The following is a 22,098-nucleotide window of genomic DNA, read 5'->3' as shown; positions in this document are numbered from 1 at the left end:
ACCACGGTCTTCCTTCAGCGGTTCACTGAAGACCGAGCGCCTTCATCAGCCTCGGCTTCTGGCTCGCGAAGGTGCCATAGAACACGTCGTCGCCGACGATCGTGATCGGGGCCACACGCACGCCGGTTCGTGACTTAGCCTCCGCGGAAATCTTCGGGTCGGTCAGGTCGCGCTCTTCAAACGCGATGCCCTGCTGGGACAGCCACGCCTTCAGCGCCCGGCAGTCCGGGCACGTCGGAGTGCTGTAGATGAGGATGTACGGGGTGTTGGCCTGGGGCATAGTCGCACCTTCACTTGCCCCGAGCGGCTAGCCAGCTCTTCATCATGGCAATCTCGCCTTCCTGCGCGGTTATGACTTCCTGGGCCAGCTTGCTGACCTCTGGATCTTTGCCGTATTGAAGCGCCACCTTGGCCATGTCGATCGCGCCCTGGTGGTGTGGGATCATGCCGCGCATGAAATCCACATCTGCGTCGCCGCTGAAGTCGATCATCATGTCCGCATGCATGCGGTCGTTGCCGGCACGATAGGCGGCCGTCGAGGCATCGCCCGAGCTGCCGGTCGTCGCCTGCTGGCCGTTGTCGCCCAGCCACTTTTTCATCATGGCGATCTCGTCTTCCTGCGCGGTGATGACGTCCTGGGCGAGCTTGCGAACCTCCGGGTCCTTGCCGTACTGCAGCGCCACCTTGGCCATGTCGATCGCGCCCTGGTGATGCGGGATCATGCCGCGCATGAAATCGCCGTCGGCGTTGCCAGTGAACTGCGCTCCCATTCCCGCGTGCATCTCATTGGTCACGGCACGATAGGCAATGGTGGAGGGGCTATTGATCGCGGACATGCTGGAAGGTATGTCATGCCCATGTCCGCCGCTGGCACTGGTCGGCGGTTCAATTTTGCCGGAGGACTCCAGGCCGCTTTGGACGACTGTCAAACCTCCAGCAACCAGCACGGCGCCAGCAATGAACATGAGACTGAGCTTGTTTAGATTCATGAAAATTCTCCTTGGACCTTGATGATGTGGTCACTGTATTGCTTCCAATGGTTGGAAGGTCAATATGGCGGACTCACATGTGCCCGGATGCAACACTAGGACAAGTAACCATTTTCCAATTGCGAATAGATCTCAATATAAGGTAGGATGTTAGGATGTAAATCAACTGAAAGGAATAGACCATGTCGCAACAGCAACAGCCAAAAGTTCACGACGCCAGCGACTTCCCTATAGTCCGATTCGAAGGCTCCAGCATCTACGAAGGCTACGGCGCCCCCTGGTGCGCGGAGATGGATGAGTTCCTCGCTCGCGGCAAGCCCTTTGTCCTCATCTACGTCGCAGGCGGGCCGGACGAGGCACACGACGATCGCGTCATGCGCGGTGCTTGGCTGAAAAGCCACAAGGAGATGCTGGACGGCATCTTGCTGGCGCTCATACATGTAGAACCCGAACCGACCAAGCGAGCGCAGTTGGAGGAAATGCTGCCGATGCTCGTAAAGGCCTTTGGCACGCCGCAAGCCGCGCGCGCCAGCCGTGACGAGGCAGAGAGTCTGGGCCGGCACGTTCTCGCCGGTGGTCGCATGAACGATTCGGTATGAGCGGCCCGCGCCATGAAAAAGTCAGAACATAAATCGCGTGCTACAAGCACGAATTACGTGGGTCGCAAGGTCATCGGCCCGTTCAGTCTCGCGCTGGTGCTGGCCGCGCCAGGGGCAGATGCACAAGGGCTGGGTGACCCGGGAAAGGGCGAGGTGCCTGAGGCTGTAACGCTCCCAGCGGTAACGGTCACCGGGGAAACCTCCTCGGAGACCACCGAAGGTTCAAATTCCTACACCACACCACGCACGTCTGCCGCCACGCGACTGCCACTTGCCATCAGGGACACGCCCCAGGCTGTAACTGTCATAACCCGGCAGCACATGGAGGATCAGCAGCTCAACACAATTCAGGATGCCTTAGCACAGTCAACAGGCGTCGGCTCTCGCACCTTGGGCAGCGAGCAAGTGACTTTCCATGCAAGGGGCTTTTCTATTGATAGCTTCCAATACGACGGTATCCCGACCGGCTTCGTCAATGGCGCAAGCTTTCTAGACACGGCCTTCTATGACCGCATCGAAATCGTGCGCGGCGCCACGGGCTTGCTCACGGGCGCAGGCAACCCGTCTGCATCGATCAACCTGGTGAGAAAGAGGCCGACGCGCGAGTTCCAAGCAAATGCCTCGGTGAGCGCAGGATCATGGGACAACTATCGCAGCATGCTAGATGTCTCCACTCCGATGACCGAGGATGGCCGTGTTCGCGCCAGAATCGTGGGCGTCACTCAAGATCGGCATTCATATCAAGATCGATACCAGCAGAAGAAGAACGCCTTCTTTGGTTTAGTCGAGGTCGATCTCACTCCCGATACCGTGCTGAGCATGGGCTATGACTATCAGGACATCAAGCCCAAAGGCGTCACCTGGGGCGGCGTGCCGCTTTGGTTTAGCGATGGATCAAACACAAATTGGTCGCGCTCGAAATCCATGGCGCCTGATTGGGCCCGCTGGGACAACCGGTTAGAAAACGCGTTCATTGGTATCGAACACGGATTCGAAAATGGCTGGAAACTGAACGCGACCATTACCAATCAGCGGTCGAAGTCCAATGCTCGACTCCTCTCGCCACTCGGTTATCCAGACCGAGACACTGGCTTGGGGATGATCCCGCTGGCGATCTCTGATTCAACTCCGTCCAGGCAGAACAGCTTCGATACAATGGTCAGTGGTCCATTCGAGTTACTTGGCCGCAAGCATGAACTGGTCCTAGGGGTTCTGGCGTCTCGTCGAACGGAGGATGAATACAACAGTGGATTTGTTTATCCTTTAACGCCTATGCCGAGTATTTTCGGCTATGACGGCCAGTATCCTGAACCAAATTTCGCAGCGAACGGTTTCACCAGCACGCATACCACTATCGAACAAAGCGGCGTCTATGGCGCCGTGCGCCTTTCCCTAACGGATTCCCTGAAAGCTATTCTAGGCGGGCGATTCAACAACTATAAACTCGACGAATTCGACGGCATCACATCTACGCATTACAAAAAGACTGCCAAGTTCACCCCATATGCAGGTGTCGTGTACGACATCAACGACACTTACTCAGCCTATGCGAGTTACACGGAAATTTTCAATCCGCAGTCGTCTTACCGGAATGTCAACAACCAGGTGCTCCCGCCAACCAATGGGAAAAACACCGAAGTCGGGTTGAAGGGTGAATATTTAGACGGGCGCCTGAATGCTTCGATCGCCTTGTTTGAAACGCGGCTCGATAACTTGGCGCAGGCGGAAAACTACGCACTACCAAATGGTACGTGGGCGTATCACACCGTGAATGGGACAAAGTCGAGAGGTGTCGAATTCGACCTCCAGGGGGAACTGGCCGATGACTGGAACATCTATGGGGGCGTTGCCCACTTCAATTCCACTGACGCTACGGGCGAGCGGCTAAGTGCGTACCTTCCGCGCACAACTGCGCGTCTATTCACCACCTATCGGCTTCCCGGCGATTGGTCTAAGTTGACCGTTGGCGGGGGGGTGACGTGGCAAAGCGGCACTTACCAGAGCGCAACAAACCCGCAAGGTGCCAGCGTCAATGTGGAACAGAAATCTTACGCACTAGCCATCCCTGATGGCCAAGTATCGGGCAACACGCAACATAGACCTGATGCTGACCGTCAACAACCTAACCGATCGGCGCTACACGCTTATGAGCGGGTTCTACAACCAAGTCGTCTATGGCGCGCCGCGCAACTTTATGCTGACGCTGAGCTACAAGCTCTGACTGCACGATCTATCCCTCGCTATCCATCGTCGGGCGACAAGATAGCCTGACGATGGAGCGAGAAATGTGCAAGCTGCAGTGAATCCTATCGCCCGATAGAAGTCTCGTGATGCTGCTTCCTGCCCCACGACAAGCTGGATGTGGTCTTCCGGATCGTTCTGAACAAAACTGCTTAAAGGCGCGACTAACCTGAGCACCCGGCGTGTCGACGGCGAAGGATCGGCAAGGCTCCGTATTGGGGTGAAACGGGGGCAGTTCGCCTTACGCCGAACGATGATTCAGCGCGGTGACCAGCGGTGCCATGACATTACGCACAGCCTCTGCGGCTCCGTCTGGGTCTTGGCATTCGATCGCATCGACGATCGCCTCATGGACATCCAGGCCAGGCTCAGGCAAGTCTTCATCCTCCAGTACGGCCAAAGTGTTCATTCGAACGGAGTTCGAAAAGTAGCGGTACAACTCGGACAGCGCATTATTGCCGCATACCCGCGCAATGGCACAGTGAAAGGCCGTGTCGGCGTCCACGAACAAGGCGCGCGATTCATGATCGCTTTGCTCCCCGCGCGCCTTCAGGAGACGGCGCAACATCGCCAAGTCCGCCTTGGAGCGGTTGATAGCTGCCAGCCGCGCGGATTCGATTTCGAGCATGCAGCGTAGCGCAAGGTGCTCGCGCAGGCTCGAACGGCCAATACGACGCATGACCTCGACAGGATCGACATTGGTGCGCACATAGGTGCCATCTCCTTGCCGAACTTCAAGCACCTGCCCATGCGACAGCACGCGAATAGCTTCCCGCACGGTGTTGCGAGCTACGTTCAACATGTCAGCCAGTTCCTGCTCTTTCGGAATCTTCTCACCCACCGGCCAGACGCCATTCTCGATCTGACGGCGGATCAGCTCAATCGTCGTGTCGACCAGGGAGCGCCTCGGCGCGTGCGGAAGTGTGGTGCCATCAGTCATCGCGATTCGGTAATACTCAAAAGATAGGATCATCCAACATGGATTCACCCAATAATAGCGCATTCGCATCTGGTGATGCATCTAACCGCATAGGTGGAGCTTCAACAGCGCAGAGGGGCGTTGGAGGGGGGCTGTATGCCGCTGAACTCCAAGGCCGCAACTCCAACTCGTTCATGAGCCGCCCAGGCACTCCGGCAGCAGCATGACCTGCTGCCTGTCTTGACTCTCGATGTATCTGGGCATGTTGACCTCTGCGTTCAATACGTCCGCAAACTTTACCGGACGTATCTTCAAGTTGACAAGGGGTTTCCACACGGCCTCCGGCGACCGCAAACATTCGAATGCCTCGGCTGTGAAAGCCGCCCCCAAACGCAGCGCTACACGTGTGGCGATCTCGCCATGCCCCCCTTCCTAGGCTGTCACTTCCCTTCCTATACATAGGATGTTAGTATGTTTAAATAGCAATAGTTGCAATCATTCATATTGCTCAACGACTCCTAACGATTGGCTTGCCTGAGCCTCGAGCCCACGGATCTAAATATCAATGAACATGTTGCTTCTGAAAGGTCGGAGCTATGCGCAACATGCGCTCACGGCGCTGACTTCTGTGAACGTGCTTACGCCGGGTTGGGCCTATGTATTCCGCTCCGCGGCTGCGGTCGCGCTGGCTTATGCCGTGGCCTATTCGCTCCAACTAGACCGCGCCTATTCAGCGGCGAACTCGGTCATGCTCGTCGCCAGCGCAAGTCAAGGTGCCACGCTCGGCAAGGGCGCGTCGCGCCTGGCCGGAACGATCATTGGCGGGATTGCCGCTATCGTTCTGCTGGGTCTGACCATTCAGGCGCCGGCACTCTTTCTGATCGGCTATGGCCTGTGGCTGGGCATGTGCAGCGCTGCGGCGACCGTATCGCGCCACTTCCGCTCGACCACCTTTGCGGTCCTTGGCTACACCGTTGGGTTCGCGGCTTATGAGGTACTGGAAAATCCCGCACATGCCTTCAACGGTGTGGCAGCCCGTATAGCGACTGTTGCAGTCGGTGTCGTCTGTCTTGGCGTGGTCAGCGCCCTGTTCTCACGCCGTGCAACACGTGAGAAGCTGGAGTCGGCCATCGCTTTGCAATTGGGGAAAGTGGGTCGGCTCATCCTTGCGCGGACTCGTAATGGCGGCGAACCTGCCTCCCAAGCCACACCCGAGCAGATCGCCGCACTGTTTGCCATTGACGACCTCCTCGAAGTCAGCCGCGCGGAGTCACCGGAGGTCGCCGTTCGTGCCGTTGCCGTCAGGGATGGCCTGGCCGCACTCTTTGGCGCACTCCTAGGAGCGACGGAGTCCTCCATACGACTGGATATGGAAGACCACACCCAGCGCGCGGCAGCGGGCCAAACTGTCGAGTTGCTAGCCCAAGCCATCGAGCTGGTCGAGAGTGGCGAAGAAAGCCAACTTAAAGAGGCCCTTAAAAAAGTGGCTCAGCTTCGTCGAAGGCTAAACCGGATGGTGGACGAGACCGAGTCGCAAGGAGGAAGTTCCACCGCACTCATCAAACTGGACCGTCTGATAGAAGTGATCAGCGACTGGGAGGCTGCACTCATCGGGTTGGTCCAACTGCACAGCCCGCGTGCGCACCGTACTGCCAGCTTTCGCTTTCATCGGGACTGGCATAGCGCGATCAAAAACGGAATCCGCGCACTGATCTTCATCACTCTCGTCGGCGAACTGGGTTTGCTGACGGGCTGGCGCAATTGGCAAACTGCGATCTTGCTGCTTGCTCCTTACGGCATTCTCATGGCGATGACAGGCAACCCGGTTGCAGGCGCAGTGTCCTTCGTCAAAGGTACGGCGGCAGCCATAGCGCCTGCCTTCTTATGCGGATTTTTCCTGCTACCACATGTGCAGGGCTTTCCGTTGATGATCGCTGTGATGCTGCCATTCTGGATCGCTGGCTTCTACGCAATCACGAAACCAAACTATGCGTTTGCCGGAATGGGATACCTGGTCGCCTTCAACACGCTGATTGGAGAGAAAAACCTGATGAGTTACGACATGTCAGCGTTCTTCAATTACGCGCTTGGCTGGATGATCGCAGTTATCGCAACCGTCTATGTCCTAAAACTGATCCTACCGCACGATCCGCGCAGAAATGCCGGCCGCTTAAGCAATGCGATTCGCAACGATGTCCGCCAGTTGATCAGTAGCGGATACAGCGGGCCGCGGCTAGTGTGGGAACACCTGCAGCACCATCGATTGGCCGGGATTGTGGCGAACCTAAAAGGAGATAAAGATTACGCCTCTACGCTGCTGAGCAAGTGTGTTGGTGTGCTGCATTTAGGTCGGTCCTCGGCGAGGCTGCACCTAACGCTGCAGGATACTGAGGTGCCCGCCTCGGTGCGACAACAAGCGTCCGAGGCGTTGAACGAGGCCGGGAATCCCACGCAAGGGACGGGCAAGCGTCTGGCCGTTATCAGTGAAGTCGTCCACGCTTCTGCAGATACCCACCAGACGAATCGAAGGGCTATCCATCGTATTTCCGCCTGCATCCGAGATATGGGTGGGTTAGTCGAACTTCACGGCGACTGGTTCGCCACCAACGATAGAAACTCGCAATGTTAAGTGAATTTTCAGTCGCGGGCATTTACATGCCTCCGCTGCTCTTCTACATCGTCGTAGCGTGGCTGCTATTTCTCGGAATCCGCCCGGTGCTGGCGAGGACAGGCGTGATACGGCTTTTTTGGCATCCGGCATTGTTTGAGTTCTCCCTACTCGTATCGATCATCACAGCCTTCGTCCTTTTATTCTGATTCCGAGTCTTCTATGAAAATGACATTAAAACCTCTATTCAGGATTTCTCTCACGCTTCTGGCAGTCGCTGGAATGGCATGGCTGATCTCGGTGCTATGGCGCGAGTATGTAGTTTCCCCTTGGACGCGCGACGGGCGCGTGAGTGCCGAAGTTGTACAGATTGCCCCGGAAGTTTCCGGCACCGTTGTCGAAGTCGCGATCAAGGACAACCAGCATGTGAACCGGGGAGACGTGCTCTACCGGCTTGACACTGAGGATCTCGAACTTGAAGTTATGGAGAAGAAGGCTGAGCTTGAGCAGCATGAAGCCGACCTCGCAATTAAGATGAATCTTGCTAAACGGCGCAATACGCTCGGTGGCGACATCATCGCCAACGAAAGAATCGATCAAGCCAACGGTGACGTGCGTGCAGTGCGGGCGGCAGTGGATCGTGTACGAGCTGAGCTGGCCAAAGCCGAGCTAGATGTCAGGCGAGCGACGGTCGTGGCACCCGTTGACGGCTATATCACAAATCTCCACCTACGCACTGGCGACTATGCGACCAAGGGTACCAGCAAGGTCGCGATCCTAGATCCGGACAGTTTCTGGATTACCGGATATTTCGAGGAAACCAAGCTCAGGCATATCGCTCCCGGAGACCAAGCGCAAATTCGTCTCATGGGCTTCGATTCACTGATCCAAGGTCACGTTTCCAGTATTGGTCGCGGCGTGGCGGACACCAACGACTACTCCGATCAGCATGGCCTGCCGAGCGTCAGTCCAGTCTTCACCTGGATTCGACTGGCCCAACGCATCCCGGTGCGTGTGCATATCGACAAGGTGCCTCCCGACGTGAGGCTTGCTGCCGGCATGACGTGCAGTGTTGCCGTGGGCACGTCAATCCCCAAGGGGCGTCTGCTCGCTTGGGCTCAACAGGTCCTGTGAGGTTGCCATGCGAATTCCAATTACAGCTGCCATCGTCCTCGCATTGTTATCCGGTTGTGCAGTTCCTCACGCCGTTCGCTACGAAAAGCCGGTACCACTCGTGCCGAACGCTTGGGCCGAGCAGGAGAAAATGCAGCATGCCTCCGACAATGTGGCCGAGCTTCAGACGTGGTGGAAAGCCTTCAACGACCCTCTACTCAATCGTCTCGTTGACCGCGCGCTTGCAAACAATCTTGACCTCAAAATCGCCTCGCAGCGCCTGCTGGCAGCGCGCGCCGAGCGCGATGCCATTTCTGCGGATCGTGGGCCGAAGTTAGGCATTGCAGCGAGTACCTTGGATCAACGCAGTAGTCCACTCGTTGATTGGCCTAGAGGAATTGGCGTGTCTAACGCCCAAACAGTCGAGTTTGAGGCAAGTTGGGAGCCTGATCTGTTCGGGCGAATCAAGCAGTCTATTGAGGCGGCTGATGCTACCGCAGGAAGCATTGAGGAGGATCGGCGGGCCATTCTCACGAGCCTGCTGGCCGAAATTGCGTCAAACTACATCGAGCTGCGTTCGGAGCAACAGCGCTTGGCGATCGCTGAACGCAATGTCGCACGTACTAAGGCCACCTACGACACGAATGTGCGTCTTCGCAGTGCAGGGATCGTTGACGCATCTAGTCTCACGCAGGCACACGCGGAATGGCAGGCCGCGGTCGCGCAGTTGCCGATCTGGCATGCCAGGGTGAGCAAACATTCTCACGCAATTGCCGTTCTCGTCGGCGGATTTCCCGGCGATTGGCAAGTCGAGTTGGCGCAATCCACCTCTCCGGTTCCCGCCCCCCCAGCGTTGCCTGTGTCCATTCCCTCCCAGGTTCTACGGGATCGACCCGACATTCGGGCAGCGGAACGAAAACTTGCCGCGGCAACAGCCAAAGCCAATGTCGCCGTTGCCGATCTCTTTCCCCGCTTCCGGATCCCACTGACACTGGGAACAGCGGCGAGCGGTTACGGTTCACTTTTTTCAGCCGGGAGCCTGATCTGGAGCGTGACGCTGGCAGGCTCGGAAACTTTGTTTGACTCAGGGCAACGCGAGGCGCGCATTCGTGCCGCGAAGGCAACCACGGAAGGCCAAAGGCTGGACTACCAGCGAAAGGTCCAGATCGCTTTCCGCGATGTCGAAGATGCGTTGACCCAAACCCATCAGGAAGGTGTTCGCGAGGAGTCCTTGATGAGGGCACAGGAAGACAGCCAACTGACCTACGATCGCGCCTTGAGAGAACGCAAGGTTGGAACGATTGATTACCTAACGTTGCTAACCGCCGAACGGTCGCTTTATTTGGCTGAAGACCAGTTGATCGAAAGTAAGGCCAAGAAAGCGCTCAACATGGTCAGCCTAGCCAAGGCATTAGGTGGGGGGTGGCAAACGGCTTATCCAGAAACCCCTTCCGAAACCGCGCAATCCACCAAGCAGAGCACAATCAATTAGCCCAAGTCTCGAGCCAATTACCGACACAGGGATACACCATCTCACCAACGCTATTAACCGACATTATTCACCGAAGTACATATAGAAATCCGTTGTCCCGTTACAGCAACTCGGAGTCAATCACAGCATAACCTTATTAGCTTAATGGCAGAGAAATTACCTACCGATTTTTTTGAATCGGGCTTCATTTCAACAGACTTTAGAAAATCTCGGCTATGAAACACATGCAGCACACTTGGGCATCCCATTCATTTCAATCGTCAAAGGGCCTGCGCCATCGCTCAGTGCAGGCGTTGGGAGCCATGTTTCTTATCCTGGCCCCGTTCGCCTATAGCGCCACCTCGCAGGAAGCACAAGAGCCAGAGAATGTGAAAGTGGTTCGACAATACCTTGAAGCTTGGAATAGCGGGAAAACCAATGATATGAAAAAAGTTCTCGACTCCAACGTCGTCTATTTCAATACTAGTAATGAAGTACCCCGCACCGGGCCGGAATCCATCACCGAAGTCTCGCAGTTTCTGAAGCAAATTTTGCCTGATCGAAAAATGAAAATCCGCTCGCAACCGATTTCATCCGACGATGGCGTAGCGATTGAATGGGAATTCACCGCCACCAAGAGAAACAGTGGCGAGACGTCACCCTCCAGCACGAATATCAGTTATTTCGGTGCGAGTTTTTTCCGCGTTTTGAACGGAAAAATTGTCTACGCAAGCGATTACTACAACCACAACACCATGCAGAAGCAGCTTCAGCCGTAGCACAAGTCGGACCCGTGCATTCGGCGTTCCATGAATAGCTGACCTCGCCGAGCAGTCGCGCATCACCCGCTTGACGTTACAACGATGGCAAGCCCCATAGTGCCATCAGTGGCTTATTAGTCGCAGGGAGCGCAACTAGCCACGTCGGAATACTCAGTGTTACGCATGCGTTATCTCAACACTCGAATAGGGGAGCGCATGCCGACCAACAAACACGCGCATTCTCAATGGATTAAGGATTCCGAATGAAGCTACCGACTACAAAACAAGAACTCCTAGATAAGGTTCGCACCAGCCACCGAAAGCTGGAGGTGGTAACCGCCACGGTCCCCGCGGACCACTACAGGCACATCGCCATGATCTGGCAAGAACAGCGCCGTCACACCAGCGCTGCAATGATCCTGGTGGACGTGATCCTCTGGAATACGATGATTCTGCAGCTCGCACACGTTCATACACCTGGACCTTCGGCTTCGTTCTTCTCAGCGGACACAATGATTAAGCGCGCCGAAGGTCTTTCAGGGATGTTCCAACGCCGTTTCGCAAACAGGGACCTTTGCGAGCTGGAAACCATGCTTGCAGAGGGCCAGAACCGGGTGCTCGACATCGTGGCGCACCATTCGGACGTTAGGCTTTTCGATCCCACGACGAGCCCGATGCAAACCCTCGGGCGCAGGATTCAGTTCTTCACCGCTACGGCCTACGACGACGCACTGTCGAAGATGCGGCAGTGGAAGCAGGTGATGTAGCGACTGGGGCGCCCGCTAGACGGTACGCCTCCCGCATCGGCTCGATCATCTTGGATCTGATCGCACCGGCTTTCGCGCTGCCTGCCACAGCAGCGGCACCAGGATCAGCGCCAAGGCCGGGAAGATCATCCAGTTGACCGCTTGCCAGCCCGAGCTATGCAGGATCGAGCCCGCGAGGAACGACACGGCCGCCGTGGCGGCGAAGACGAAGAAGTCGTTCATGCCCTGCGCCTTGCTGCGCTCGGCCGGGGTGTGGCAATCGGTGACCACCGCCGTCGCGCCGATGAAGCTGAAGTTCCAGCCGATGCCCAGCAGCGCCAGCGAGCCCCAGAAGTGGGACAGGCCGAGCCCGCCCAGGGCCACCACCCCGGAGGCGGCGAGCAGCACCATGCCCACGGCGGTCACGCGCTCCTTGCCGTAGCGCACCATCAGCCGCCCAGTGAAGAAGCTCGGCCCGAACATCGCCAGCAGGTGCCACTGGATGCCCAGGGCGGCGTTGTCCACCGAATGCCCGTGGTTGACCATCGCCACCGGCGCGGCGGTCATCACGAACGCCATCACCCCATAGGACACCACGCCCGCGGCCACGGCCAGCGCGTAGCGCGGCATCGCCAGGAGCTGCAGCACCGTGCGGCCGCTGTCGGCGGCGGCTTCGGCCGGGGTCTGGCGCGGCGTGCGCAGCATCAGCAAGATCGGCAGGGCGATCAGCGGCAGCAGCGCCTGGCTGAGGAAGCTGCCGACGTAGGGCGTGCCCGCTACCGCGTCGCGCGTGAAGATCACCAACTGCGGCCCGATGATGGCACCCGCGAGACCCCCCACCATCACCCAGGAAATCGCCTTGGCCTTGAGCGCGTCCTCGGCGGTGTCGGCGGCTGCGAAGCGGTAGCTCTGCACATACGCGCCGTAGAAGCCCGCCAGGAAGGTGCCGGCGCAGAAGATCCAGAACGAGGCCAGCATGATGCCCAGCGCGGCGATCAGGCCCGAGGCCACGCCGAAGCCGACCCCGACCACGTATCCGTTGCGGCGGCCATGGCGCCGCATGATGAACGCCGCAGGCAAGGTGCCGATGGCAAGACCCAGGCCGAACAGGCTCACGGGCAAGGTGATCCAGGCCGAGTCCTTGGCAAGCTGCTGGCCGACCAGCCCGCCCAGCGACATCACGATGGGCGCGCTGGCGCCACCGAGCGCCTGCGCGCCGGTGAGAACGCCGATGTTTCGGCGCGTGATGCTCTGGTCGGTCATGGGCGGTCTTTCTTGTTCGTTTGTCTGGCCGGAAATATTACACGCATGAATATATGTTCAGTTATCCGACCATGATTCGGCCATGCGATGCTCATGAACCGCCGCAACCTGGTCGCTCCTCGCAAATCTCCCGAGCGGCAGAAGGAACAGCCTGCCGTTCCAATGCGAGCAGGTGCTCTTTCACCCGGGTCAGTTGCGCCATGCGTTCCTCGACATAGGCGAGATGGTCCCGGACAGCCTGCGTCAGCAGCTCGGGTTCCGGGGACTCGCGATGCGTCCAGCCCAGCAAGTTGCGCATGTCATCCAGGCCGATGCCCGACGCGCGGTAGTTGCGAATCAGGTAAAGCCGCTCGACATGGGCCGGGCCATAGCGCCGGTAGTTGTTGCGGGACCGCTCGGGAGCGGGCAGCAGGCCCTCCCGTTCGTAGAACCTGATGTTCTCAGGGGGCGTGCCGGTCAAGCGCGCGAGTTCACCAATCCTCATCCAGCTCTCCGCGCGCAGCGATGGGGGACGCCACCGCTGCGCGCCGGCCCTCATCCCGGCGACCGGGCGGGCTGCTGCGCCGTGGCGCCCGATTGCACCGTGTGCTCAGTCCAGCCGCCGCCCAGCGCCTTGTACAGATGGATGAGGTTGTTCAGCCGCGTCAGGCGCGTGCGCACCAGGGTCTGCTGCGTGCCGTAATGCGTGCGCTGCGCGTCGAGTACAGTGAGGTTGTCGTCCACGCCCTCCTGGAAGCGCTGCTCGGCCAGCTCGTAGGCCTTCTGGCTGGCCGCCACCAGGAGCTGCTCCGCGCGGATCTGCTCATCGAGCGTGCGCTTGCCCGCCAGGCCGTCGGCCACCTCGGCGAAGGCCGCCTGGATGGACTTCTCGTAGTTGGCGATCTCGATGCGCTTCTGTACGTGCGCCACGTCCAGGTTGGCGCGCAGCGCGCCGCCGCGGAAGATGGGCAGCGTGATCTGCGGCAGGAAGCTCCAGGCCCGCGAGCCCGAATCGAACAGGCCGTCCAGCGAAGCGCTGGCCGTGCCCGCCGAGCCCGTAAGGCTGATCGTCGGGAAGAACGCGGCCCGCGCCGCGCCGATGTTGGCGTTGGCGCCGATCAGCATCTGCTCGGCGGCGCGGATGTCCGGCCGGCGCGCGAGCAGTTCGGACGGCAGGCCGCTCGGCAGGCCGGTCGGCACGATGTCGTCCGGCAGCGCCATGGCCTCGTCAAGCTGCCGGGACAGCTCCGGCGTCAGCGGCTGGCCCAACAGCAGCACCAGCGCGTTGCGGTCCTTGGCCGCCTGCCGTGTGTAGGCGGCATGGTTGGCCTCGGCGGTGCGCAACGCGATCTCTGCGCGGCGCAGGTCGAGCTGCGTGGAGTTGCCCGCTTCCACCAGTTGGGTGGTCAGCCCGTAGGAGCGCTTCTGCGTGGCGAGGGTGTCGCTCGTCAGGCGCAGCAGTTCCTGGTCGGCACGCAGCGTGAGGTAGGCGCTGGCCACCTCGGACACCAGGCTCATCTGCGTGGCGATGCGGGTCTCGTCGAGGGCCAGGTAGGACGCCAGCGCCCGGTCGCTGAGGCTGCGGATGCGGCCCCACAGGTCCAGTTCCCAGGCGGCCGTCACCCCGGCCACGTCGTAGCGCCGGAGCACGTCGCTTTGCCCCGTGGTGCTGAGGTCGGCCGGTACGCGCTCTGACGCGCCGCGGGCGGAAACGCCCAGGTTCGGCAGCATCTCGGCACGCTGGATACGGTACAGCGCCTGAGCCGCCTCCACGTTGAGCGCGGCCTTGCGCATGTCGCGGTTGTTCTCCAGTGAAATGCCGATCAACTGCTGCAGCAGCGGGTCGCGGAAGAAGTCCCGCCAGCCGATCTCGGCCGTGATCGCGTCGTCGGGCGTCGCGGCCGCCGGTTCCACATAGGCCGCGCCCAAGGGATAAGCCGTGTCGATCGGCGCTGCGGGCCGGTCATACTTCGGTGCCATGGAGCAGCCAGTCAACGCCGCCGCGAGGGCGAGCGGCGCCAGCGTCCTGGCGGGTCGTGTGAATGCGAAAGATGTTTTCATGTCGTATGTCCTCCTGGCCGTCATGCGTGCTGGTCGGTCATGCCGACACGGGCATGGCGCGCTTCGCGGCGCAGCGCCAGCTTGCGCACCACGACGTAGAACACCGGCGTCAGCACCAGGCCGAATACCGTCACGCCCAGCATGCCGGCGAACACCGCGATGCCCATGGCGTGGCGCATCTCGGCGCCCGCACTGCTGGCCAGCACCAGCGGCACCACGCCAGCGATGAAGGCGAACGACGTCATCAGGATCGGGCGCAGCCGCAAGCGCGCGGCTTCGAGCACGGCTGCCAGCGGATCGGCCCCTTCGCTTTCCTTCGCGCGGGCGAACTCCACGATCAGGATCGCGTTCTTGGCGGCCAGGCCGACCAGCACCACGAAACCGATCTGCGTGAAGATGTTGTTGTCCCCCCCAGAGAGCCAGACGCCGGCGATCGCCGAGAGCAGCGCCATGGGTGCAATCAGCAGCACAGCGAACGGCAGCGACCAACTGTTGTACTGGGCCGCCAGGAACAGGAAGGCGAGCAGCACCGCCAGCGCGAAGATATAGATAGCAGTATTGCCAACTCGCTTTTCCTGGAAAGTCAGGTCCGTCCATTCGTAGGTCATACCGTCCGGCAGCGATTCGCTCACGATCTTCTCAATCGCGGCGGTGGCCTGGCCGGATGAGTAGCCCGGCGCTGGCCCGCCGCTGATGTCGGCCGAGGGGAAGCCGTTGTAATGCATCACCCGGTCGGGGCCGGAACTGCGCTCGATGGTCGCGATCGCGCTCAGCGGGATCATGTCGCCCGCTGCATTGCGCACCTTGAGCATGCCTATGTCCTCAGCCTGCATGCGGAACTGCGCATCGGCTTGGGCCATTACCCGGTAGGTGCGACCGAAGCGGTTGAAGTCGTTGACGTAGAGAGAGCCAAGGTTGACCTGCAGGGTGTCGAACACCTCGGTCAGCGACACGCCCTGCGACTTGGCCTTCACCCGGTCGATGTCCACCTGCAACTGCGGCGCATTGGTCTGGAAGCTGGCGAGCATGTTCGCCAGCTCGGGCGCCTGCATGGCCTTGCCCATGATCTGGCCCTGTGCTTGTGCAAGCGCCTCGGGACCCAGGCCCGCCCGGTCCTCGATCTGCAGCTTAAAGCCGCCCATAGAACCCAGGCCCGGCACCGGCGGCGGCGGGAAGATGCCGACGAAGCCGTCCGGGATCTGGCTGAACTTGCCCATGAGCTTGCCCTGGATGGCGAAGGCCGACAGCGACGGGTCCTTGCGCTCATCGAAGGGCTTGAGCATGGCGAACATCAGCGCGGTGTTCGGCTGGTTCACCGGTCCATTGACCGACAGGCCCGGGAAGGCCACCACGCTCTCGACGCCCGGCTCAGCCAGTGCGATCTTGGTCATCTCCTTGACGACCGCCTCGGTGCGATCCAGCGAGGCGCCGGTCGGAAGCTGGGCGATGCCCACGAGGTAGTACTTGTCCTGGGCGGGCACGAAGCCCGCAGGCACCTTGTGGAAGCCCAGCCAGGTCAGGCCCAGGAAGCCGACGTAGAGCAGCAGCACGATGGCGCTGCCGCGCACCGCGCGGCGCACGCCCCCGACGTAGGAATTCGAGGCGCGGTCGAAGAAGCTGTTGAAGCGGCGGAAGAAGCCGCCGAACACGCCATCGATGATGCGCGTGACGCGATCGGGCTTGGCCGCGCCGTGGTGCGGCTTGAGCAGGATGGCGGCCAGCGCTGGCGACAGCGTAAGCGAGTTGATCGCCGACAGGATGGTCGAGAACGCGATGGTTAGCGCGAATTGGCGATAGAACTCGCCCTGCAGCCCCGACAGGAACGCCGAGGGGATGAAGACCGCTGCCAGCACCGAGGTGATGGCCAGGATCGGGCCAGTCACTTCATCCATCGCCTTGCGCGCCGCGTCCTTGGGTGATTCGCCCAGCGCTATGTGGCGCTCCACGTTCTCCACCACCACGATGGCGTCATCCACCACGATGCCGATGGACAGCACCAGTCCGAACAGCGACAGTGTGTTCAGCGAGAAACCGAACATGTGCATCACCGCGAACGTGCCGACCAGCGAGACCGGCACGGCGATCAGCGGGATGATCGACGCGCGCCAGGATTGCAGGAACAGCACCACCACGATCACCACCAGGAAGATGGCCTCCAGCAGCGTGACGGCGACGGACTGGAGCGAGGCGCGCACGAAGACCGTGGGGTCGTAGGCGACGCTATACTCAATGCCGTCGGGGAACTTGGCTTGAAGTCGGTCCATTGCCGCGCGCACCGCGCTAGACACATCCAGCGCGTTCGCGCCCGGGCTCTGGATGATCTGTATCCCCACCGCCGGCTCGCCATTGAGCAGGCTGCGCAAAGAGTAGGAATCGGCCCCCATCGAGATGCGGGCGACATCCCGCAGGCGAGTTACCTGGCCGTCGGCGCCCGTCTTCACGACGATCTCGCCGAATTGCTCCTCGCTCGACAGTCGGCCCAGAGTGTTGACCGTGACCTGGAACGCCGCCGAGGCATCCGGCTGCTGACCAACCGAACCAGCGGCAACCTGTATGTTCTGCTCGCGGATGGCGGCAACCACGTCGCTCGCGATCAGCCCACGAGCAGCGACCTTGGCGGGTTCGAGCCAGACCCGCATCGAATACTCCCCGGCGCCCCAGACTAGGACATCGCCGACGCCTGGCGTACGAGCCAGCTCATCCTTCACATGAAGTGTGGCGTAGTTGGAGACGTACAGCGGATCATATCGACCTCCAGGCGAAAGCAAATGCACCACCATGAGAACGTCCGGCGACGTTTTCTCGGTGACAACACCGATGCGCTGAACTTCAGGCGGTAGGCGCGGCAACGCCCGCGAGACCCGGTTTTGCACCTGGATCTGCGCAATGTCGGCGTTGATATGCTGCTCGAAGGAGACGGTGAGCACCATTTTCCCGTCGGTGGACATCTGAGACTGCATGTACATCATGCCTTCTACGCCGTTGATCGCCTGCTCCAGCGGTGATGCCACGGTATCGGCGATCACTTGCGGGTTGGCACCGGGATAGCTAGCGGTGACCTGCACCGTGGGAGGCGTGACCTGCGGGTATTCGCTCAGCGGCAGCTGGAAGTAGCTGATCGCGCCTGCGATCAGCATCAGCACCGACAGGACGATGGCGAAGATCGGCCGGTTGATGAAGAAGCGGGGGAAATTCATTTGCGGGCCTCCGCCGAGCCGGCCGCGCCGTCAGCCTTGGCGGGGTCCGCGCCACCGGCCTTGGCAGGCGCCGCAGCGGGAGCCGGAGCGTTTGCCGCAGCCTTGGTCGCGCCGGCCGCGCCGGCGGCCGGTGCCGCGGGCGCCTGCATGGGCACCATGCGCGGCGTGACCGCCATGCCGGGGCGCACGAGGCCCTTGATGATGATCTTCTCACCGGCCTGCAGGCCGCCGTTGATGACGCGCAGCCCGTCCACCACCGGCCCCAGTTCGATGGGCCGGTACTGGGCCTGGTTGTTCTCGCCCACAACCAGCACGTAGTTGCGCCCTTGGTCGGTGCCCACGGCCTGATCGTCGATCAGGACGGCCTCGCGCGCCGCGCCGGTGGACAGCTTGGCCCGGGCGAACATGCCGGGTGCCATGCGCCCATCCGGGTTGGGCACAACGGCGCGCGCGCGGATCGTGCCGGTGCTTCGGTCAATGGTGTTGCCGACGAAGTCAAGCGCGCCCTTGTGCGGGAAACCCTTGTCCGTGGTCAGCCCGACCTGCACGGGCAGCGAAGCCTTGCTACCGGCGCCCGCAGCGGGCCGCGAGCGGCTGACGACGTTGAGATAGGTGGCCTCATCAATGTCGAAGTACACGTGCAACGGGTCGATGGATACGATCGTGGTCAGCAGCGTGGCCGCGCCGGCGCCGCCACCGCTGACCAAGTTGCCCTCGGTCACGAGCACGCGGTCGACGCGCCCGGCGATGGGCGCAGTGACGCGGGCGTAGGACAGGTCCAGCTGAGCCGCAGCAACGGCGGCCTTAGCCGCCTGCACCTGAGCCTGGCGCGCGTTGCGTGCGGAGGCGGCATCGTCATAGGTCTTGCGCGCGACGGCGCCGGTCGCCACCAGGCGCTCGGCGCGGTCAAAGTCGGCCTGGGCCTGGCTGGCCAGCACCTCGGCCTGACGCAGTTGCGCCACGGCCGTGTCGAGCGCAACCTGGAACGGCCTCGGGTCGATCTGGAACAGCAGTTGGCCCTTGCGCACGAGGCTACCTTCGGGAACGCTCACCGCATCGACGGCGCCGCCGACCCGCGAGCGCAGCTCGACGGTCTTGGGCGCGGCCAGGAAGCCGGTGTACTCGGCCGATGGCGCGACCGTGCGGGTAATGACCTCGGCCACGGGCACCTGCGGCGCCATCGGCGCGCCCGCCGGGGGCGCCGCGGCCTTGCCCTCGTCCTTGGCGTCGCGGGCAGCGATCGCTATCCCCCCCGACGGCTGCGATGACGCCTGCCACCACAATGATTCTGATTTTTTTACGCATGGAAGTGACCCTTTCTTGGATGCAGGACTCCGGCCCTTCCGAAGCGCTCTGCAGACATTTGTGTGGAGGCTAGGCGTTACAACGACGGCAAGGTCAAGCCCTCTTGTTGCCTCAGCGGGCAGACGGCACGGGCAAGGTGGTGGGACGCCCGGCGTCGTCGCCGTGGTTGGCCTCCGGCGCGCCCTTGAAGCGCAGCAGGCGCAGTGCGTTCAGCGTGACCAGGGCCGTGGCGCCGGTGTCGGCCAGCACGGCAACCCACAAGCCGGTGATACCCAACACGGTGGTGACCAGGAACAAGCCCTTGAGGCCAATGGCGAATACGACGTTTTGGTGGATGTTGGCCATCGTCGCCCGCGACAGGGCCACCAGGTGGGCCACGTCCGTGACGCGGCTCTTGAGCAGCGCGGCATCGGCGGTTTCCAGCGCCACGTCCGTGCCGCCGCCCATGGCGATACCCACGTCGGCGGTCGCCAAGGCCGGCGCGTCGTTGATGCCGTCGCCGACCATCGCCACCTTGGCATCACGCTTCATCTCGTTGACCAAGCGCAGCTTGTCCTGCGGCAGCAGCTCGGCCTCCCACTCGATGCCCAGCTTGCCGGCGATCGCCTGCGCGGTGCGGCGGTTGTCGCCGGTCAGCATGACCGAGCGCACGCCCATGGCGTTGAGCTGGGCCACGCCTTCGCGCGCGTCGCGGCGGGGCTCGTCGCGCAGGGCCAGCAGGCCCAGAACGTTCTTGCTGGCTTCGTCGAACAGGACCACCACGGTCTTGCCGCCATCCTCCAGCTTGTCGATTTCCCTGCGGTGCGCGGCTGTCAGCGTGGCCGTCTGTTCCGCATGGGCGGGCGATCCGACAGCGAGCGCACTGCCGTTCACGGTGGCGCGCACCGCCTTGCCGGCAATGGCCGATGCGCCCGTGGCCTGGGGAATCGCCACGTCCAGGCTCTTGGCATGGGCGACAATGGCCTTCGCCAAGGGATGGTTTGAGCCGGACTCGACAGCGGCGGCAAGCGCAAGGACCTGTTGATGCTTGAACAGCCCGAAGGGCAGGACCTCGGTGATGCGCGGCTTGCCCTCGGTCAGCGTGCCAGTCTTGTCGAAGGCAATTGCGCGCACGCGGCCGATGGTTTCCAACGCGTTGCCACCCTTGATCAGCAGGCCCCGTCGTGTGGCCACCGCAAGGCCCGAGGCGATGGCCGCCGGTGTGGAGAGCACCAGCGCACATGGGCAGGCAATCAACAGCAGTGCGAGGCCGCGGTACAGCCAGGTACCCCAGTCGCCACCCATGGCAAGTGGCGGAACCACCACGATCAACGCCGCGATGGCCATGACGGCAGGGGTGTAGTAGCGGCTGAACTTTTCGATGAAGCGAGCCGTGGGCGCCTTGGAGGACTGCGCCTGCTCCACCAGTTGGATGATGCGAGAAATGGTGTTGTCCGATGCCGTCTTCTCGACTTGTACTTCGAGCACGCCATCGACGTTGATGGAGCCGGCGAACACGTCGGCACCGATAGCCTTTTGACGCGGTACGGACTCGCCGGTGATAGGCGACTCGTCCAGGCTGCTTTCACCGCGGAGGATCTTGCCGTCCGCAGGCACCCGGTCACCAGGGCGCACCAGCACGCGGTCGCTCACGCGCAGGGAAGCGGCGGGCACTTCGCGCTGCCCGCCCGCGGCATCGAGCAGTACCGCCGTCTTAGGCACCAGGGAGGCCAGCGCCTTGATGCCGGCGCGCGCGCGGCCGGCGGCCACGCTTTCCAGCAGCTCGCCGATCGCGAACAGGAACACCACGGCAGCAGCTTCCTCGGCCTCGCCTATCACGAGCGCGCCCAGCGAGGCGACGACCATCAGCGTTTCGATAGAGAACGGCGAGCCTGACACAGCCAGCGCGAAGGCTTTGCGAGCGAACGGCAGCACGCCCGCGATCACCGCAGCGGCGAAGATCCATTCAGCGTAGCCAGGAACGAACTGCGCGATCGCGTAGGCCGAGCCCATCAGGCCGCCCAGGCCCAGCACGTGCCTGCCTTTCTTCGTCTGCCACCAGCGCTGATGGCGCGCCGTCGATGCTGCTGCTGGGGCCGCGGGTGCTGAGCCATCATGGCGGCGCACGTCGGAGACGCCGAAGCCCAGGCTCTTGATGGTCTTCTCGATGTGGCCGAGCTGCGTGGGGCCGCCAGACGCGAGCGTCAATTCCAGCGTTTCTGCGGTGAAGTTGATGCGGGCATCGGACACGCCATCCATGCGAGCGAGGGCCGTTTCGATCTTGCCGACGCAACTGGCGCAGTCCATGCCCTCGACGCGCATGGACACGTTGGGGGGCGTGCTGGGTGCTCCACGGGAGGCAGAGGCCGGCGCATGGTCATGCCCACTGCAGGCCCCGTGATCGTGACCGTGGTCATGGGCATGGCCGTGACCATGGGCATGCCCATGGTCATCACCGCACGCTTTGCCGTGCGAATGATCGTGCCCGTGGTCGTGGGCATGCCCATGGTCATGGTGGCCGCCGCAGCCGGCGTGGTCATGCGCGTGGGCCGCATGGCGCGGTGCAGGTGCTGCGGACATTTCGGACGCGGGCAGTGCCTGCACGTCGAAGCCCAGGGACCGGATTTTCTTGGCAATGTCGCGTGCAGTATTTCGGCTACTTGTGCTGCGCGTCAACGTCAGCGTCTCATTTGTAAAATTAACCTGTACATTTGATACGCCATCAATTCGACCAAGCGCTGTTTCAATCTTGCCGACGCAACTGGCGCAATCCATACCTTCGACCCGAAAGCCCAGTTGTTCGTCCTGCGCTCCTGTGCCGTCCTTTGTTTCCAAAGACATATCAATCTCCTGGTTCTCTGAGTAAT

At 61.4% G+C, this 22,098-nt stretch carries 16 protein-coding genes; 7 read left to right on the top strand and 9 right to left on the bottom strand.

Annotation, left to right across the window (positions count from 1 at the left end; genetic code table 11):
* Window positions 1-22: 22 nt before the first annotated feature.
* Window positions 23-280, bottom strand: a complete 258-nt coding sequence (locus tag HBO11_RS18520; RefSeq protein ID WP_058143962.1) for a glutaredoxin family protein — start codon at window positions 278-280, stop codon at window positions 23-25.
* 10 nt (window positions 281-290) lie between these two features.
* Window positions 291-989: a DUF305 domain-containing protein gene (locus HBO11_RS18515; RefSeq protein ID WP_058143961.1), complete on the bottom strand. Its 699-nt coding sequence runs from the start codon at window positions 987-989 to the stop codon at window positions 291-293.
* A gap of 182 nt (window positions 990-1,171) precedes the next feature.
* On the opposite strand from HBO11_RS18515, the gene HBO11_RS18510 reads away from it, so the two are divergent.
* Window positions 1,172-1,588: a hypothetical protein gene (locus HBO11_RS18510; protein WP_058143960.1), complete on the top strand. Its 417-nt coding sequence runs from the start codon at window positions 1,172-1,174 to the stop codon at window positions 1,586-1,588.
* A 12-nt stretch (window positions 1,589-1,600) separates the two neighbouring features.
* On the top strand, window positions 1,601-3,859 hold the full coding sequence (locus tag HBO11_RS18505; RefSeq protein ID WP_323540057.1) for a TonB-dependent siderophore receptor: 2,259 nt from the start codon (window positions 1,601-1,603) through the stop codon (window positions 3,857-3,859).
* 211 nt (window positions 3,860-4,070) lie between these two features.
* On the opposite strand, the gene HBO11_RS18500 is transcribed toward HBO11_RS18505, so the two are convergent.
* Entirely contained in the window at window positions 4,071-4,769 is a 699-nt protein-coding gene (locus HBO11_RS18500) for a FadR/GntR family transcriptional regulator (RefSeq protein WP_058201314.1), read from the bottom strand.
* A gap of 544 nt (window positions 4,770-5,313) precedes the next feature.
* Here HBO11_RS18500 and HBO11_RS18495 point away from each other — a divergent pair.
* From HBO11_RS18495 to HBO11_RS18470, 5 genes are all read left to right on the top strand, one after another.
* Window positions 5,314-7,377: an FUSC family protein gene (locus HBO11_RS18495; RefSeq protein ID WP_058201273.1), complete on the top strand. Its 2,064-nt coding sequence runs from the start codon at window positions 5,314-5,316 to the stop codon at window positions 7,375-7,377.
* A gap of 201 nt (window positions 7,378-7,578) precedes the next feature.
* Window positions 7,579-8,490 (top strand): HlyD family secretion protein, encoded by a 912-nt coding sequence (locus tag HBO11_RS18485; RefSeq protein ID WP_058143957.1) that lies wholly within the window; start codon window positions 7,579-7,581, stop codon window positions 8,488-8,490.
* Between the two features lie 7 nt (window positions 8,491-8,497).
* A complete protein-coding gene (locus HBO11_RS18480; protein WP_063893102.1) occupies window positions 8,498-9,961 on the top strand; it encodes an efflux transporter outer membrane subunit in 1,464 nt (487 codons plus the stop codon).
* 215 nt (window positions 9,962-10,176) lie between these two features.
* Window positions 10,177-10,719: an ester cyclase gene (locus HBO11_RS18475; protein ID WP_058143955.1), complete on the top strand. Its 543-nt coding sequence runs from the start codon at window positions 10,177-10,179 to the stop codon at window positions 10,717-10,719.
* A gap of 245 nt (window positions 10,720-10,964) precedes the next feature.
* The gene (locus HBO11_RS18470; RefSeq protein WP_058201274.1) at window positions 10,965-11,468 is read left to right on the top strand and encodes a ClbS/DfsB family four-helix bundle protein; all 504 of its coding nucleotides are present in this window, start codon (window positions 10,965-10,967) and stop codon (window positions 11,466-11,468) included.
* Window positions 11,469-11,513: 45 nt separating this feature from the next.
* Here the strand turns inward: HBO11_RS18470 and HBO11_RS18465 are convergent, their stop codons facing one another.
* The 6 genes from HBO11_RS18465 to HBO11_RS18440 form a co-directional block, all read right to left on the bottom strand.
* The gene (locus HBO11_RS18465) at window positions 11,514-12,710 is read right to left on the bottom strand and encodes an MFS transporter (protein WP_058201275.1); all 1,197 of its coding nucleotides are present in this window, start codon (window positions 12,708-12,710) and stop codon (window positions 11,514-11,516) included.
* Between the two features lie 91 nt (window positions 12,711-12,801).
* On the bottom strand, window positions 12,802-13,194 hold the full coding sequence (locus HBO11_RS18460) for a MerR family transcriptional regulator (protein WP_019396549.1): 393 nt from the start codon (window positions 13,192-13,194) through the stop codon (window positions 12,802-12,804).
* 50 nt (window positions 13,195-13,244) lie between these two features.
* Window positions 13,245-14,750: an efflux transporter outer membrane subunit gene (locus HBO11_RS18455; protein WP_024069210.1), complete on the bottom strand. Its 1,506-nt coding sequence runs from the start codon at window positions 14,748-14,750 to the stop codon at window positions 13,245-13,247.
* A 20-nt stretch (window positions 14,751-14,770) separates the two neighbouring features.
* A complete protein-coding gene (locus HBO11_RS18450; protein WP_024069209.1) occupies window positions 14,771-17,947 on the bottom strand; it encodes an efflux RND transporter permease subunit in 3,177 nt (1,058 codons plus the stop codon).
* The gene (locus tag HBO11_RS18445; RefSeq protein WP_275941751.1) at window positions 17,944-19,128 is read right to left on the bottom strand and encodes an efflux RND transporter periplasmic adaptor subunit; all 1,185 of its coding nucleotides are present in this window, start codon (window positions 19,126-19,128) and stop codon (window positions 17,944-17,946) included. The genes HBO11_RS18450 and HBO11_RS18445 overlap by 4 nt, the downstream gene beginning before the upstream one ends.
* A 235-nt stretch (window positions 19,129-19,363) precedes the next feature.
* Entirely contained in the window at window positions 19,364-22,072 is a 2,709-nt protein-coding gene (locus HBO11_RS18440; RefSeq protein WP_071556409.1) for a heavy metal translocating P-type ATPase, read from the bottom strand.
* Window positions 22,073-22,098 lie beyond the last annotated feature (26 nt).

It is taken from the genome of Pseudomonas sp. WS 5010 (genome assembly GCF_012985565.1).
GTDB lineage: Bacteria > Pseudomonadota > Gammaproteobacteria > Pseudomonadales > Pseudomonadaceae > Aquipseudomonas.
This window is presented reverse-complemented; position numbering and strand designations above follow the sequence as displayed.